The following is a 14,994-nucleotide window of genomic DNA, read 5'->3' as shown; positions in this document are numbered from 1 at the left end:
TTTTTTTCCGCCCCGCTTGTGCGAGACGGCGATGCTGGAGGAATGCGTAAGCGATCATAGTCATGAGCGCATGACGATGAAGGCCCTGCCAGGATCGTCCCTCGAAGTGATCAAGCCCGAGTTCCTCTTTCAGCTGCTGATGGGCCTGTTCGCAAATCCATCGAGCTTTGATCGTAGCAGCTAACGTGCGCAGATTCGTCTTGGCCGGCATATTGGCGAGATAATATTTCTTCTCTCCCGACGTCCTGTGTTCGCCGATGAGCCAGGCTTCGTCCCCCGGAAGATGCTGCTGGCCCATGTCCTTGATCCGCTGCGGAGGTCCATCAGCGGTTCGCACGCGAACCGCGGCGAAGCGAGCTTCCAGCCGGCCCTTGGTCCCGTTTCGCCAACTCACATTTTGCCACTTAGCATTGGCCAGCATGTCTTCGGCCGCCGTCGACAATACGTCGGGAATGTGCCGCTTGCGGGGACGACCTCGACCGGCGACCGGCCAGATCAATTTAACCTCCACCGGATAAACCTTCTGATGACGAGGGATACCGACGGCCCAGGCCAGGCCGCGTGTCGTGAGCCCCTGACGGAACGGCGCGCTGAGGCCGTAACCGGCATCGGCCAGCACACAGCCAAAGCGCATACCGGCTGCCATCACGCGATCGATCTCCGCCAAGGCGATCTCTGGCTTGGTCCGCGCTGCGCGGTACTCTACAGGAACGCCCGCACGCTTCAAACGCACCGGATTGCTCGTCCAACTCTCGGGAACGAAGAGACGTAATGCCACCATGACCGGCACTTCACCCCGCGCAAGCGTCAGCGACACCAATGTTTGGCAATTAGCCGTCTTGCCGAGAGACGAGGCATATTGTGGAGCGACGCCAACCGAACGATCGCCCTTCTTCGGCATCGCCGTGTCGTCGATGACCAGCACCGCATCTTTGCCGCCGACCAGGCGATCGGCCTGAACGAGCAATTCTGCCTCCAATGGCGCCGCATCCCAGAGGCCATCAGCGATGAAATGGTGCAACTGGTCATACTCGCCCGGTGCCAGCCGCGCCGCCATTGGCTGGACGCTCTTGCGATCGCCCGGTCCAATCAATCCCGAGATATAAAGCGGACACATCCGCCGCCGCGCCTTGTGACCTAAACGATCCAGGAATGGCTTGAGCCAGCGCCCAAGCTCGTCTTCCCACTTCGACTTCGTGTCCACCATGGTCGGCCCTCCAAAGCCGACCACCCATGAATCATTGAAAATCTGATTCGGGAATCCAGTTTCGCCAATCAATCGCCAAAATCTGCCAAAGTAGTGTTAGGCCGTGTACCCATAAACCCGGCGGCGTGATGCGACTAAAGCAATGTCTGCTTTGCCCCTATAGCGACCGACTTCGGGCGGCAGCGCAATATGTCGCGATGGGCCAAAACCCGAAGTGGCCATTGCGAGCTGGCTTTCGGACATCAACTTCTGAGCCGGATCGGGGCTCTTTCAGTTCGTAGCCGCTTCGAGATTATCTGACGACTCGACATCAGTTGCGCCCAGGGCGTATGAGCGAGCCTACGGGGCTCAACAATGGCATTCGGAGTATTTCCGATCGTGGGCACCAACGGTTTGATGTCGGTCGATCTAGGGTTACGGGGCGCCGTCGTCGCACTGTGTCTGCTGATCGCAGCCCTGGGCGCTGCGCGATCGCCGTGACAGCACTGCCGCGTTGCTGGGAGCCGCGCTCGCGATCGGCGCCGCGGCTTCGATGATCTGCTCGACGCCGACATTTCCGCGGCCGTTTGCGTGGTGGGGCCTATTGCTACTGGCGTTGTCTAGCGCGAACTGTGTTGTGTTCTGGCTATGGGCGCGTGTTGCCTTCGACGATGATTTCGTCCCGCGGTTTTGGCATGGCGTCTTGTGGGCAGCCGTCGTCGTCGCGCAATGGCTGGACGCCAGCGGCATCACACGATCGGCCGCGCTCGAGCTTGCGATCGAACGCACGCTGTCGTTCACCTCTCTCGGCCTAACGTTGTTGGCGGTAGCGCAGGCGCTTGTCACCTGGCCGGCGGACCTGATGCAGGGCCGGCGTGGGCTCCGGCTGGTCGTATTGATAGGGGCGTCGGCCCAAATCGTTCTCAACTCTTACTTGAGCTTCTTGCAGCAGCCCTCGAATCCCACTTTTTCCATGACTAGCGTCGCCAACTTCTCGCTCTGTTCGTGTTGGTCGGCTTGAGCGCATCGAATCTGCTAGAAGCGGGGACGCGAGGAGGTTCAATCCTGCTGCCCGCGACAAATGTCCGCTTCGGCGCGCCAGCCAAGGCGTCTGACGATCAGAGCAAGCCTGCCACGATTGAACCGGCTCTCTTGCGCCGGTTGGAACAGCTGATGACCGTCGAGCGTATCTACCGGCGTGAGCGATTGACGATTGGATTGCTATCAGCCGAGTTGGGCGTGCCGGACTACCGGTTGCGGCAGCTCATCAATGAGGGCCTCGGCTACCGCAATTTCAATGCGTTTCTCAATCATTACCGGATCGGGGAAGCTAAGGCGGCGCTGGTCGACCCCGAACAAGTAGAAGTCCCGGTGCTGACAATTGCCATGGACACAGGTTTCCAGTCGATCGGGCCGTTCAACCGCGCCTTCAAGGCCGCGACAAATCTAACCCCAACTGAATTTCGCCGCCTCGCCATGGCGGGAGATGCGGCCCCGGTAAAGCGATCGATTGAAGATCGGCCAGTCGAGTTGAGGAATCGGCCAGCCGGTTTGCAGGAATCGGCGAGAAGCAATCGAAAACATTCGACAGACTGATGGCGATCCTTCCTCGCAGTAGCTGCGCCAACGGGGTTCCCCATGCGAAATCAGCGGTTTGTCGTTCTATTGGCCGCGCTGGCGGCGCTTACACTCTGTCCGGCAGGGGCGGCGCTTGCCGACGATTTGCAGACCGTCGGTGACCCGGACGGTCTCGGTTTTTCGGCGCGGCGGCTGGCGCGCATGACCTCCTGGTTCGAAGCGCAGAGCGAAAAAGGCGATCCTTCCGGTTTTGTCGTGGGGATCGCTCGGGGCGGCAAGCTCGCCTATTTGCAAGCCACCGGCTTCGAGGACCACGACAAGAAAATGCCGATGCGGCCGGAATCGATCTTTCGCATCGGATCGATGTCCAAGCAAATCACCAGCGTCGCCACCATGATACTGGTCGATGAAGGCAAGCTCGACCTTGATGCTCCCGTGGCCCAGTATCTGCCGGAGCTCAGGGATATGCAGGTCGTCAAAAAGGATCCGGTCACCGGGGATCCGATCCTCTCGGATGTTGCACGGAATATTTTTGAACCGGCGAAGCGTGCGATGACGATCCGGGACCTGCTGCGCAATACATCCGGCCTCGTTTATGCTTCGCCGGACTACGCCGATCCCGGATTTGAGAATGCCGCGATTCACGTACTGTACGGCGCCAGGGCGCCGTTCCGGCGCGACAAGCCTATCGCGGACTTCGTCGCGAGCCTCGGCGCCCTGCCGCTTCTGCACCAGCCGGGCGAAGTCTGGGAATATGCCATCGGCTACGACGTGCTCGGCCGCGTCATTGAAGTCGTGTCGGGACAGCCCTTCGATCAGTTTCTGCAAAGCCGCCTCTTCGCGCCGCTGCATATGGTCGATAGCGGCTTCTCGGTACCGCAGGACAAGCTTGCCCGTCTCGTCGCCGTGCCGGGGCCGCAGCCCCAACCCCCTTTCGCGAATAGCGACGTCAGCAAGCCGCAGACGTTCTTCTCAGGCGGCGGAGGCATCGTCTCCACGGTTCCTGATTTTCTGCGCTTCTGCCAGATGCTGCTCAACGGCGGCGAGCTTGACGGCGTGCGTATCTTGAAGCCCGAAACGGTCAGGCTGATGACGACGAATTCGCTGCCACCCAAAATGTACATTGCGGGGCATGAAGTCGGTCCGGCCTTCGGTACGGGCTGGGGGCTCGGTTTCGCAGTCCGCACCAGCCCCGATTTCAGCTACATTCCGGGCGCAGTCGGAAGCTTCAACTGGCAGGGAAGCTGGGGCACGTTCTTCTCGATCGATCCGGCACAGAAGCTGATCCTGATCATGATGATGCAGCGGAGCGAGCACAGTGAGAACGGCTTCTATTTCGACGCCATCCGTCGCCTACCCTATGCGGCGCTGAATGTGCCTGAAGCGCCGGCGCCGGTTGCCTCCGGGCAAGGAAATGCCGGCGCGCTCGCCGAATATGTCGGACGCTACGTTTTCGGCGGGTCTGCAAGTTCGCTGGACAGGCAGACCTCGATCGCCGACGGCAATGGTTGGACCGGTCTTGAGTCCGTTATCGCGGGCACCGATGGCCTCAGGGTGATCAAATTGGCCGACACCGGCCCTGCCGCGAAAGCAGGCGTCATGGCGGGAGATCTCATCACAGCGATCGACGACAAGTCGATCAAGGGCCTGACCTTGGAGGCGGCCTTTCGTCGGATTTCAGGTCCGGTCAACGCCGCGATCAAGTTCGAGATCATCCGCGCGACGCAGAGCGGTCCGCTCGTTGTTGCCTTTGCCCGGGAGGCGGTTCCTGCGCAGAGTGTCGCGCTTCAAGTCAGTGTCGTAGACGGCAAGCTCGTCGTCGAGGCAACAGGCCAATGGTCAATCCTCGATTTCGACAAGGGTCAGCCGACGCCCGTGGCGGTCCGCTCAAAGGATGAACTCCAGGTCGAGAGTGGCGATCACACGCGGATCGCCTTCGTCAGAGACGCAGCCGGCAAAGTCAACGGCGCGGTTCTCAATCCGGGACCATGGGAGCAACGCGGCGTACTCGCACAATAAGGCACACTGATAGCTGATGAAATTGGCGGGAGCTTGCGTTGCTCGAACATCAGGTGTCGGCGGCCCGAGATGGTGGCGGTCTCGACTTCCGCTCAGGGTCATTTTCGACGCATTTGGCAGAGATTGAGGACTGGTTGATGTCCGCCCCTGTCCGTAAGCGCCGTACCAAGAGCGGGCCAGGAGCGTTGCGTTTGGCCTGCCAGATCGTTCCACATCGAAGGGATCGTTGTCCTCCTGCACTAGAGATCACCTCGCGGACCGACGAACTGCATTCAAATGATCAACGTAATCATTGGTTTGCGCCCTTGGGCGTCACGAACGCCATCAATGACGCGAGGTCGCCTCGGCCCGCCGCCTTGAGCGCAGCAATGTACGTGATGCGCCGATCATTCATTTTTTGAAGATCGAAGCCGCCGGCCCAGTCGATCGGCTTTTCTCCATAAACACGTACAAGCATCGCGTCGGCCATGATGCGCGAGTGCCTTCCGTTGCTGTGGATCGGCATCCCAACCGGCATCTTGCTGGCGCTCGTCGCCTTCTTCGGCGCGGCGAAGGATTCGGGGGCTATGTGAAATCGGGATGCGAAACCGTCGGCGCTTGTGCGGTTGCAAAGCCGTCGCCGCCGACAATTCCCAACTACGCGTCGCCCTGGGTCGATGGCGGTCACAGCGCAACCGATTACTGCGAACCGCAGGCGGCCCATTATCGCGTCCTTTACCCGCAGTTCAACATCGCATGGCGCGCGCTCGGCGAAGGGCGAAACAAGGACTGGGGTCACGCGACCTATCAGTACAACTGCGCATTCGAGGCAACCGCGAAATAACAAAGGGGCCCTTCACGCGGCCCGCTCTTCATTGTGAGTCATCTCCAGACCATGCAGAAAGTCCGCAGCGCGCTGCGCGTGTGCTGCCGCCGTAAAGATAGCGCTCTTGTCCTGTTTAAGGATCTTCAGCCAGTGGTCGATGTAGGACGCATGATCCTCCCGAATATCAGGAACGAGATCAAGGTCAGCTGACAGAAACACCGCGCCCAGCTCCGCGACAAGCTCCTCCATCGCATAGCCTTCATCGCCGAACCGCTTGCGGCCAAATTCCCGGTCAAGCCTGCTCTTATGGCGAGTCCAGTGCGGGATCTCATGGGCGAGCGTCGCATAGTAGCTTTCCGGATCGCGAAAGGCTTCGAAGGGCGGCATCTGCACGTGATCGGTTGAGATGCTGTAATAGGCCATGTTCCCGCCGCACCTGATGTCTGCATTGGTCGCCCCGAAAAACTGATCGGCTCTCGCAATGCGCCGAACAGGTTCAAGCCTCCGCGTCACTCTATCGCGAGCGTATCACGTTATGCCGAGTGACCCGTCTGGCGCTCTCAAGAGAGTGCTCGCGACTGGTCGCTCCTGGCGCAAAGCGGCCATTCGCAGGAATTTCCGCTGTTGGGCGAACAACGGAAAACATATGCTCGCACTGATGTTTTCCGCTGTTGACCCCGTTCCGACATCGCTGCACGCGAGACAGCTTACTTCGATCAATATCGTTGGCGACAACTTGTCATGTCGCTTGTCTACCTTGTGGTTTGTCCAGCAACCGAGCAATGGTCCGCGCGCGTTCAATAAAAAGCTTGCCCACCGGTGGGAGGTCTCTGTCTTTCAACGTGACGATTGCCACTGGGGTCGGTTCGATTGGGAGGTCGACCGGCAAAGCCTTGAGACCGAGCCGTTGCGCGCTAAAATGCATCATGGTCTCCGGCAGAATCGTGATGAATCGGCCGGTAGCCAAAAGTGCAACTTGCATCTGGACGGAGTGTACCGAAACGCTGGTTCGGGGTAGGTCCAGGCCGGAAGCCTGGAACGCTCTCCCGATCATGGAGCCGGGGAAACTCCGGGGCGGTGGCAGACACCAGGATTCTTCCCTCAAATCATTCAGTTTGATTTTTCGGCGCCGCGTCAGGTCGTGCGTGATCCCTGCGACAACGAACGCGCGCTCCCAGAACAGAACTTCAAGTTGCGTGTGATCAGCAGCAATGTCGTTCGGGAGACGTCCTATCAACAAATCGATCTCCCGATCTCGCAACTCACGCTCTTGAAGCATAGGTGGGTCACCCAATACCACGTGAAGCCTGACGCGCGGATGAGTTAGCAACAGTTCGCTGACGATCTTGCTTACCAGCCCTGCGGCCATGGGCTCGGTTGTGCCAATGCGCAATTCGCCCGTGGATGGGTCTGCCAGAGCTTCCAGCTCGCTAATGCTGGTTTTCAAATCATTGAATAACGCGATGCTACGCCGCGCCAGCGCGCTTCCATAGATTGTCGGCTCGACACCCTGGGAGGTGCGATTGAGCAGGGCCACTCCCAACAGGCTCTCCAGTTCAGCGATTGTCTTTGAAACGACAGGTTGGGAAACCGAAAGATGATCAGCCGCTCTCGCCATGCTGCCCCACTGCATGACGGAGAGAAGGACATTCAAATGGCGGAGCTTTATCCGACGGCTGAGGATTTGATCTTTCATCGTGGGACCGCCTATTCCAAAAAGGTATGGCTATATAGAGAAATAGAAATTGTGGTCTATAGCAAGGAGGAACAACCTCGGGATGCGGCTTCGGCTCATGAAATAGTGGAGGTTTCGATGATTGCGACGATATTGGCGCGCGCGTTGCCGGTGGTCCTTTCTGTCGCACCCATGGGGGCGCTGGCGTACGCCCAGCCTTATCCTTCAAACGTTATCAGAATTGTCGTGCCGACCGGTCCAGGAACGCCACCGGATATCATAAGCAGAATCGTCGCCAACGAGCTGTCCGAGTCGGATGGATGGAAGGTCATCGTGGAAAATCGAGGCGGCGCGCTTCAGACGATCGCAACCGCCGACGTCCTTAAACAGGCGCCTGACGGCTACTCTGTGCTGGCGATGAGCGTCCCCTTGATGGCGGCGCCCGCGCTGCTGCCGCACCTCGGCTTACGACCGGAAACTGATTTCGCTCCGGTCATAAAGCTCTCGACTTCCTACAACGTACTGGTCGTTACCCCGACGCTACCCGTAAAATCCGTAGCCGAGCTCGTTGATCTTCTTAAAAGTCAGCCCGACAAGTATAATTTTTCATCGGCGGGATTCGGCACACCGGCCCATCTGATCGGAGAGTTGTTCAAGCTCAAAACGGGCGCCCCGGCCACGCACGTCCCGTACCAGCAAGGCCAGCAGCGCTTGACTGACCTCATGAACGGCACGATTCAATTCGACTTCATTGCCACCGTCTCGGCGGTCGATTTCATTGCAACCGGCAAGCTCCGGGCTCTGGCGGTCACCGCTCCAAGGCGCGTTGCCGTGCTTGCAGATGTTCCCACCGTTCTCGAACAGGGGTTCCCCGAACTGATCGTTGAGGACTGGGTCGGGTTTGTAGTGCGGGCGGGAACACCCATCGAAATCATTGCTCGGCTAAATGAGACGATCGGTCGTGCGCTCGTCAAGCCGAAGGTCCGCGAGACTTTCGCCAAGTTAGGCGCAGAAGCCCAAGGCGGCACGGCTGCCGACTTTGGCAAGTTCATATCGGACCAGAGTGCGCTTTGGACCAATGTCGTCAAGGTGTCCGGGATCAAGCTGCCGCAATAATCCGCGTGATGAAAAGGCGAGAAGTATTCAATGAATATTGTGCGCTCCGCTCCACCCTTGCTCCGCACGCCCGACCAGATCCTTGGGCCGTTCTATCCATTGAATGGCATAGCCGACCGGACGGGAGATCTCGCTCGATCATCCGGCCGGCCGGGACACGCCAGTGGAGAGATATTGATGGTCCAGGGGCACGTGCTAACCCTTACGGGACGACCGGTTGCCGGAGCCCGCATCGAAATTTGGCAGGCAAATTCCGCCGGCAAGTATCGACACCCCAGCGATAAGACCTCGGAACCGCTGGACCCGAATTTCGATGGGTTCGCAGTGCTGACGACGGACCAGGAGGGCGGTTATTCATTTCGCACGGTGAAGCCCGGCGGGTATCGTACGCCGCACGGTGATTTGCGGCCGCCGCATATCCATTTTCTTGTCGACTTCGGCGCCGACCGCTTGATCACGCAAATGTACTTCGCTGGAGAGCCCGCGAACGCAACGGACAGATGGCTGCGGGCCGCACCGCAACCAGATCTCCTGATTGTTTCGTTGGAGGAGCCAGCTGCCGGAGCAAGCGTTGCTTCCAGGACGGCGACGTTCAATATCGTGTTGCAAATCGACTGATTAGCTCTCGAGCAGCTGGCGAGGTCAAGCATGTGCGATTGATGACGAGATGTTTCGTTGCAGGGAAGAGTTGCCAACGTAAATTATACGGTGGGCCGAACATCGTCGGCTTTTCGATAAGGAGAAACGAAATGAGCAAACTTGGACTTCTTTCGGCCGGGATGATCGTCACTGCGATGATCGCAGGTCCCGCCATCGCGCACGAGCACCATGTCGCTTCGCGTCACGTCGTAGTGGATCAGTCCACCGTAGAGGATGCGTCTGCTGGCGCAGTGCGCAGCACGCCTTCTTGCATCCTGGCGCCGCGCGTTGGGGCATTTGCCACCGCGCCCTGGACTAACGGACCGCCTTGCGAACCCGCGTCAGGATACTATCCGGGATATTGAAGCGTTCACGCGACACGCGGAAGTTTGCCTTAAACGCTTGCAAGAGTGCATAGCAACTGGTGCCGCTTGAAGCCGATTTTTCGCGTCTCGCCTCCGCATGTCCGAAAATGAGAAGGTCTGGCACGACCGGATGGGACGCTGCGCCGTCCGCAGGGTGGCTTTGGCAAGTTCCTGGCCTTCAGCGAGAATGGAAAGCCGCTGACCTGTCCGAGAAGCTCATGCGCGAGCAGACGCATACGCTGGACAACACATCGCGAACCTGACCGGCTTGCTGCGGCAGCTCGACGTGAGCAATGCGACGATGGTCTTGCCACGACTGGGGTGGACCGACCGGTCTCGGATTCGCGCTCTCCAATTCCGATCGCGTGCGCGCGCCGGTCATCATGGGCACATGGGCATGGCCGCTGCCGCCGGCCGAATTCCACATGCGCATTTTTCCTTGGCGCATGATGCACGCGCCTCTCGTCGGTCCTTACCTGCTCGGGTGTCATAACGCGCTTGCAGGTCGCTGGATGTATCTTTCCGTGGTCAACCGAGAGAAGTTCAGGGCGGAAGCCCAGAGCGTCTACGAGAACATCCTGGCGGATCCGGGATCGCGTTTTCTCACATGGACTCGACCGCGTTGGATTCCCGTGGATGAAAGCGCCCGCGGCTTGGCCCGCTTCGAGCGGCTCGAGAGGGAATAGATGAAGTCGAAACTGCCGACCTTGCTGGTCTGGGGCCGGGAGGATGAGGTGTTCGACCACAAGACGTTTGCGGCCCGTTTCAAGGAGTTGTTGTCGCACGCTGAGGGACCCGAGTGTCATGTCTAGAAGCAAGTGAGAGGCCCCAATGAACGACATTGCACAGCAAATCGAACAGTTGTTGCATTCCTAACGCCCGGTCCGGATTAGCTGGGATCAGATCGGCGCCAATATGCGATGCTCGGCTGATACAGCTCGATCACGGGCCCGCAAATACGACCTACCCATCTACAAGCCTATAGGATGGAATAGGCCTTGCCATCAGAGCAGAACTCGACAAAGCACCGCTGAAGATCGCTCGCCGTGCCCAAAGGGTGACCTACGGCAAATAGGTCAATGAGACTTAGAGCGACAATTGCTGCGGGGATGGGGGGCGGCGCACGCAATGGTGAGCATACCGATTTGCCGTTCGCGCAGCTGTGATTGTTCACTGGGTGTGTTTTCTCGCACGCATACCCACATAGGGTTTGTCCAAAAAATTCGAAGGAAACGCTTTTAACAGAGCAGCCGATTCCAGCCAGCGCGAACGCTCCGCACGAAAACAAGAACCGTTCGGAGTACAGCCATGATTGGAATCAGGACTTCTATTGTTGCAGCGATTATGTCGATTGGCGTGATAGGCTCTGCAAACGCCCAGTGCCCGACGTGGGCGAATTCAAATCCGGCTTTATTTGACTCGCAATACCCCAATAGCAGTGTGTTGAACGACTGCGAGTTAACGCCAGCAGGCAGAATGGGCCTGGAACTGCCAGGCGGCGCGGCTCCCTGGTTTGGGCCTGACAGGGCTTATGGGGCAAAGCTTGGCGTTGCTCAACACCACAGCTTTCGGCACCGGCCATAGCCAGCCGCAAGTGGACCGTGTGCGGCAATTGCCGAGCCTCGGGATGAAGCCCAATTTGTCTAAGGCAAAGTCCACAAGGGGCTTTTCCAGGCCCTCAGTGCTTCGAGAAATACATGCAGCCAGCGAGCGGGAAAGCAAGAGCAAAGAACTTGGTATGTTTCGGCGCCTGAGAGTGGCAGTTGAACGACTGAAGAATGCCGTAGGGTCAAATACGACGGATTTGGACGAGGTCATTCGAGGAAGTTTTGGAGAGATCATTTCTGATCCCTTTGCTTTCGCAGCGTTTATGCAATTTCCCGAGATTGACGACGCTTGGGCAAACATCGCCAGCTTCCCACCTGAAGCCGTGCATCTCATCGAGTTCGTCCAACGGGCAGTGAACGAGAAAACGGGCCTCTTCAAGGCAGACCGGGGAAGGCGGACGGATTTCTACATCAAATTGATGAACAATCTCCACCCTGTTTGTGTTGAGTTGATGCAACTATTAGACCGCGAAATAGCGAAACTCGAATCTCCGGGTTTTTGGGGTAAGATCAAGCGAAACATGTGTCCGCGCCCACGGTAGGAGTCGTGACGCCTAGCCCTATGTCCGCTCCCGTTCGAGACATGCCAACTGCACCTACCGATGTCCGCATTCAGGGGTAACCCGGAAGGCATGTGCTCATGCTGGTGAGTGCTTCAAAGGAAACATTTATCTCCGCGGATGACCGAGCAAGGTTTGATAATAAGATTTGACCGTCCCGTAGCATTCGCAGACCGTTTCTTGCACAGCCTCAACATCGATGATCTGAATTTTACCTCTCGAGTATTTGATCAGGCCCGCCTGTTGAAGGGTGCGCGCGTGCATTGTCACACTGGTGCGCTTGACTCCGAGCATCTCGGCAAGAAATTCCTGGGTGAACTCAAGCGTATCGGTGTCGGCCAAATCTCTCGCCCGGAGTAACCAGCGGCAAAGTCGCGCCTCTACATGATGAGCGGCCATGCAGGCAGCCGACTGGCTCGCCTGGGCGTAAACGGTCTGCTCGTGTCGAACCAGCGTCGACGATAGGGTACGGCTTTGCAGCGCCGCGCTTTTGAGTGCGTCCACGTTGCACGTCATCGCGGTTCCGGCGAGTTGAACAATTCCTCGATTACTCGGAATGCTTCCGCCGATAGCTGCCGATGCGCCGACCACCCCATCCTTGCCGACCATTGCCGCTTCAATAGTCTCTCCAGATGAAAGGCCGACCACGAGCGAGATAATCGCGCCTGTGGGAAAGTAGATCGCCGCGACCTCCTCTCCGGCCTCGAACAATATTTTCTCGTGTTCGAGATAGATGGATTTCAAGTGAGGCTGCAGTGCTGCGGCATCACTTTCCGAAAGAGAGGCGAGTAGCAGATTGTTGGAATTGGGCATGGCAAGCGCTCCGAGGACAGGCGGGGAGCGCAAAACACTCTCAGTCAGCGGCACACCTAGAAAGACTGCCGATAATCCAAGGACGCTAGGCTCTTGATCGGACAAAGCGAGCTTTATTTTCGGCTATGTCGGGAACTTAGCAGACGACCCTTGCGAGGGGTGCCGAAATGAGCTTTTGGAGTTGGTGCGATGGCGCAATATGACCCTGAGACGCTAACTGTGCTCCGCAATGCGCTCGACGATGCATGGGCGCTTTTGCCGGATAATCGCAAAACTGACAGCCAAAAATCCGATATGGCTCAGCGCATACTAAAGAAGGCGGCGGAAGGCGTCCGCGACCCCGTCAGATTGCGAGCCTCTGCACTAGTCGGACCGATTTCAGGTATACGATGACCGATCCGTCATCCTTACCCTCAAGTCCGATTGAGCACCCTCGCTGCCCCAGGTGCCAGATGCGAATGATGCTGGCGAGGAAAGAATGTCGCGGCAACGGATCTGAAAAGCGTACCTTTGCGTGCGAGAAGTGCGCATTTATCGAAACGAAGATCGTGGATGACCCGATAAAATCCAGTTCTTTAGCACGCCTTGTGGATAGCGTCAGGCCACCGAGCTAATTACTCGTAATTTGGCTACCGCCCGCCCGAAAGGCGACGAGATGAAGGATATGGCGGTGAATTTTGGAAAAGCTCCGCATCGATGCGGAGGACTGCGCGCTTATCAGCAAACTCGCTACCGACATGCAAAAGCGAGAGCTATTCGGAACACCTGGGCGTATTGGCGTCGGAAGTAGAGCGTGCGATGGCAGCAGCAGCGTCCTGGTCAAAGCTAAGGTTATTGTTAATTTCGTTAAGTACACAAGTGAACATACTAACGAGACCTCTTCGCATATCCCCGGATCATCCCTCTCATACTGAAGAGATGATCCTATGGAACATAAGGGAGTAGAGTACACAGTTGTTCGATTGACCGATGGCAGTTGGCGATGGGAAGTGAAACTCGGCGACCACAAAACAAAATCTGGTGTGACGCGGGTAAGCCGAGCATTAGCAATCAAATTCGCTAAAAATGAAATTGGCCGTGTCGTAAAGGACAAAAAATAATTTGCTTCAGTCAGCTTGCCATTAACATTGAGACAAGCCTGCAATGTCGCCGATTGACTTAAAGCGGACGTTGCAGAGAAGGTGAGTGAGGGATCATCCCTTCTGTGGCCCAAGCAGTACCTGATAGTACGATTTGACTGTCCCGTAGCATTCGCAAACCGTTTCCTGCATCCCCTCGAGATCGATAATCTCGATTTTCCCTCTGGATATTTTATCAATCCCGCTTGTTGCAGCGATCGGGCATGAAGCGTGACGCTGGTGCGCCTTACGCCCAACATCTCGGCAAGAAATTCTTGGGTAAATTGCAGATTGTCGCTGTCCGCTAAATCCCTTGCTCGAAGAAGCCATCGGCACAGTCGAGCCTCGACCACGTGGGCCGCCATGCATGCAGCCGACTGGCTTGCTTGTGCGTAGACAGTCTGCTCATGACGAAACAGCGTCGATAGCAAGGATTGACTTTGGAGCGCGGCGCTTTTGAGCTCGCTCACTTTGCACATCATCGCCGGTCCGGCGAGTTGCACTATGCCTCGATTGACCGGAATGTTTCCGCCAAGGGCGGCGGATGCGCCAACGACACCGTCTTTGCCGACCATCGCGGCTTCAATTATTTCTCCAGAGGAAAGACCCACTACCAGAGAGACAATCGCACCTGTCGGAAAGTAAATGTCCGTGACCGTACCCCCGGCATCAAACAGAACTCTCTCATGGTCCAGATGGACGGTTTCAGGTGTGGCCGCAGGGCGTTGGCATCGCCCTCTGAAAGAGAGGCCAATAGCAAATTGCCGGAATTGTGCATGTCAAGCTCCCGTGCAGGCGGGAGCGCAGAGAACTCTCAGTCAGCGGCGCCCTGGAAAGACTGCCGATAATCGCCCGACCGTAGGCCCTTGCAGGGGGAAAGCGAGTATTTTCTTTCCCGCTATGTCGGGAATTTAACCGACAGCCGTCGAGATCACGGTCTGGAATAGAAGTCTGGAGGTGCTGCGATGGCCCATTATGATCCCGAAACCTTGATGATCCTCCGAAAGGTCCTTGACGATGCGTGGGCCTCTCTGCCGGATGGTTCCAGATCAGAAACCCTCAAATCTGAGATGGCTCAACGTATCCTGAAGCAGGCGGCCGATGGCGTGCGGGACCCAGCCAGCCTTCGAGCTTCTGCTCTCTTTGGTGCCGTTGGTGAAGCACCCGCCTCTAAAGCCAAGCCAAGGTTCAAGAGGCGACCACGGATCGTGCAGACTGCGACCTTTGATGAACGCATGGCGAGCGAAGCGCAGCGTCTCAAGAAGCAGGCCAAGACGCTGGCTCCTGGCAGAGACCGAGAAATGCTCTTGCGCAAGGCAAGACAGATCGAGACCGCCGTGCACATCAGCGAATGGCTGTCTTCGCCGGGCTTGATGTCGCCGAAATAGGTAAGTCTAGGGTAAGCTCGCGGTTTCTGCATTTTGGCCCTCTTCGGACCTCACCGGCGCCAGCTGCGGATCTCTGCTCGCTCAGGTCCAGGCGACCACCGCGGAAGGCCCATGACTCGGAAAGT

At 57.7% G+C, this 14,994-nt stretch carries 15 protein-coding genes and 1 pseudogene; 10 read left to right on the top strand and 6 right to left on the bottom strand.

Translation table 11 applies throughout. The features are described 5' to 3' along the window. The coding region (locus UP10_RS33705; protein WP_044591034.1) for an IS701 family transposase at nt 1-1,207 on the bottom strand (1,207 nt) is incomplete at its 3' end. A gap of 493 nt (nt 1,208-1,700) precedes the next feature. Here UP10_RS33705 and UP10_RS42310 point away from each other — a divergent pair. The 3 genes from UP10_RS42310 to UP10_RS42300 all read left to right on the top strand — a co-directional run bounded on the left by UP10_RS42310 (nt 1,701) and on the right by UP10_RS42300 (nt 4,783). Continuing rightward, nucleotides 1,701-2,207 carry a hypothetical protein gene (locus UP10_RS42310; protein WP_050043922.1) on the top strand — a complete coding sequence of 169 codons (507 nt, stop codon included), beginning with the start codon at nt 1,701-1,703 and terminating at the stop codon, nt 2,205-2,207. Nucleotides 2,208-2,359: 152 nt separating this feature from the next. Continuing rightward, on the top strand, nt 2,360-2,782 hold the full coding sequence (locus tag UP10_RS42305; RefSeq protein ID WP_156180500.1) for a helix-turn-helix domain-containing protein: 423 nt from the start codon (nt 2,360-2,362) through the stop codon (nt 2,780-2,782). 42 nt (nt 2,783-2,824) lie between these two features. Continuing rightward, complete coding sequence (locus tag UP10_RS42300; protein ID WP_050043920.1) at nt 2,825-4,783, top strand: serine hydrolase domain-containing protein; 1,959 nt, start codon at nt 2,825-2,827, stop codon at nt 4,781-4,783. A 289-nt stretch (nt 4,784-5,072) separates the two neighbouring features. Here the strand turns inward: UP10_RS42300 and UP10_RS33690 are convergent, their stop codons facing one another. Continuing rightward, nucleotides 5,073-5,252 (bottom strand): hypothetical protein, encoded by a 180-nt coding sequence (locus tag UP10_RS33690; RefSeq protein ID WP_044591484.1) that lies wholly within the window; start codon nt 5,250-5,252, stop codon nt 5,073-5,075. Nucleotides 5,253-5,351: 99 nt separating this feature from the next. Between UP10_RS33690 and UP10_RS33685 the strand changes: the two genes are divergently transcribed. Beyond that, the gene (locus tag UP10_RS33685) at nt 5,352-5,606 is read left to right on the top strand and encodes a hypothetical protein (RefSeq protein WP_044591483.1); all 255 of its coding nucleotides are present in this window, start codon (nt 5,352-5,354) and stop codon (nt 5,604-5,606) included. Nucleotides 5,607-5,618: 12 nt separating this feature from the next. On the opposite strand, the pseudogene UP10_RS33680 reads toward UP10_RS33685, so the two are convergent. Beyond that, nucleotides 5,619-6,092, bottom strand: a pseudogene (locus UP10_RS33680) (zincin-like metallopeptidase domain-containing protein); the annotation flags it as partial. A gap of 235 nt (nt 6,093-6,327) precedes the next feature. Next, nucleotides 6,328-7,284, bottom strand: coding sequence for a LysR family transcriptional regulator (locus UP10_RS33675; protein ID WP_044591482.1), 957 nt, complete (start codon nt 7,282-7,284; stop codon nt 6,328-6,330). On the opposite strand from UP10_RS33675, the gene UP10_RS33670 reads away from it, so the two are divergent. From UP10_RS33670 to UP10_RS33655, 5 genes are all read left to right on the top strand, one after another. Further along, complete coding sequence (locus tag UP10_RS33670; RefSeq protein WP_197086961.1) at nt 7,243-8,379, top strand: Bug family tripartite tricarboxylate transporter substrate binding protein; 1,137 nt, start codon at nt 7,243-7,245, stop codon at nt 8,377-8,379. The two genes, UP10_RS33675 and UP10_RS33670, sit on opposite strands and share 42 nt — an antisense overlap. A 30-nt stretch (nt 8,380-8,409) precedes the next feature. Continuing rightward, complete coding sequence (locus UP10_RS33665; protein ID WP_044591480.1) at nt 8,410-8,997, top strand: dioxygenase family protein; 588 nt, start codon at nt 8,410-8,412, stop codon at nt 8,995-8,997. A gap of 751 nt (nt 8,998-9,748) precedes the next feature. Further along, a complete protein-coding gene (locus UP10_RS33660) occupies nt 9,749-10,069 on the top strand; it encodes a hypothetical protein (RefSeq protein WP_156180496.1) in 321 nt (106 codons plus the stop codon). After that, nucleotides 10,070-10,195 carry a hypothetical protein gene (locus UP10_RS46420; protein ID WP_283807699.1) on the top strand — a complete coding sequence of 42 codons (126 nt, stop codon included), beginning with the start codon at nt 10,070-10,072 and terminating at the stop codon, nt 10,193-10,195. 731 nt (nt 10,196-10,926) lie between these two features. Next, entirely contained in the window at nt 10,927-11,532 is a 606-nt protein-coding gene (locus UP10_RS33655) for a hypothetical protein (RefSeq protein WP_156180494.1), read from the top strand. A gap of 126 nt (nt 11,533-11,658) precedes the next feature. Here UP10_RS33655 and UP10_RS33650 read toward each other — a convergent pair whose 3' ends face one another. Both UP10_RS33650 and UP10_RS46795 read right to left on the bottom strand, forming a co-directional pair. After that, nucleotides 11,659-12,363 (bottom strand): Crp/Fnr family transcriptional regulator, encoded by a 705-nt coding sequence (locus tag UP10_RS33650; RefSeq protein WP_044591477.1) that lies wholly within the window; start codon nt 12,361-12,363, stop codon nt 11,659-11,661. 610 nt (nt 12,364-12,973) lie between these two features. After that, complete coding sequence (locus tag UP10_RS46795; RefSeq protein WP_502692325.1) at nt 12,974-14,056, bottom strand: Crp/Fnr family transcriptional regulator; 1,083 nt, start codon at nt 14,054-14,056, stop codon at nt 12,974-12,976. A gap of 390 nt (nt 14,057-14,446) precedes the next feature. Here UP10_RS46795 and UP10_RS33645 point away from each other — a divergent pair, with 390 nt between their 5' ends. Further along, nucleotides 14,447-14,869 (top strand): hypothetical protein, encoded by a 423-nt coding sequence (locus UP10_RS33645; RefSeq protein ID WP_044591476.1) that lies wholly within the window; start codon nt 14,447-14,449, stop codon nt 14,867-14,869. Nucleotides 14,870-14,994: the final 125 nt, after the last annotated feature.

It is taken from the genome of Bradyrhizobium sp. LTSPM299 (genome assembly GCF_000938235.1).
Taxonomy (GTDB): domain Bacteria; phylum Pseudomonadota; class Alphaproteobacteria; order Rhizobiales; family Xanthobacteraceae; genus Bradyrhizobium.
The sequence above is the reverse complement of the archived record's forward strand: the minus strand, read 5'-3'. Positions and strand labels throughout refer to the sequence as shown.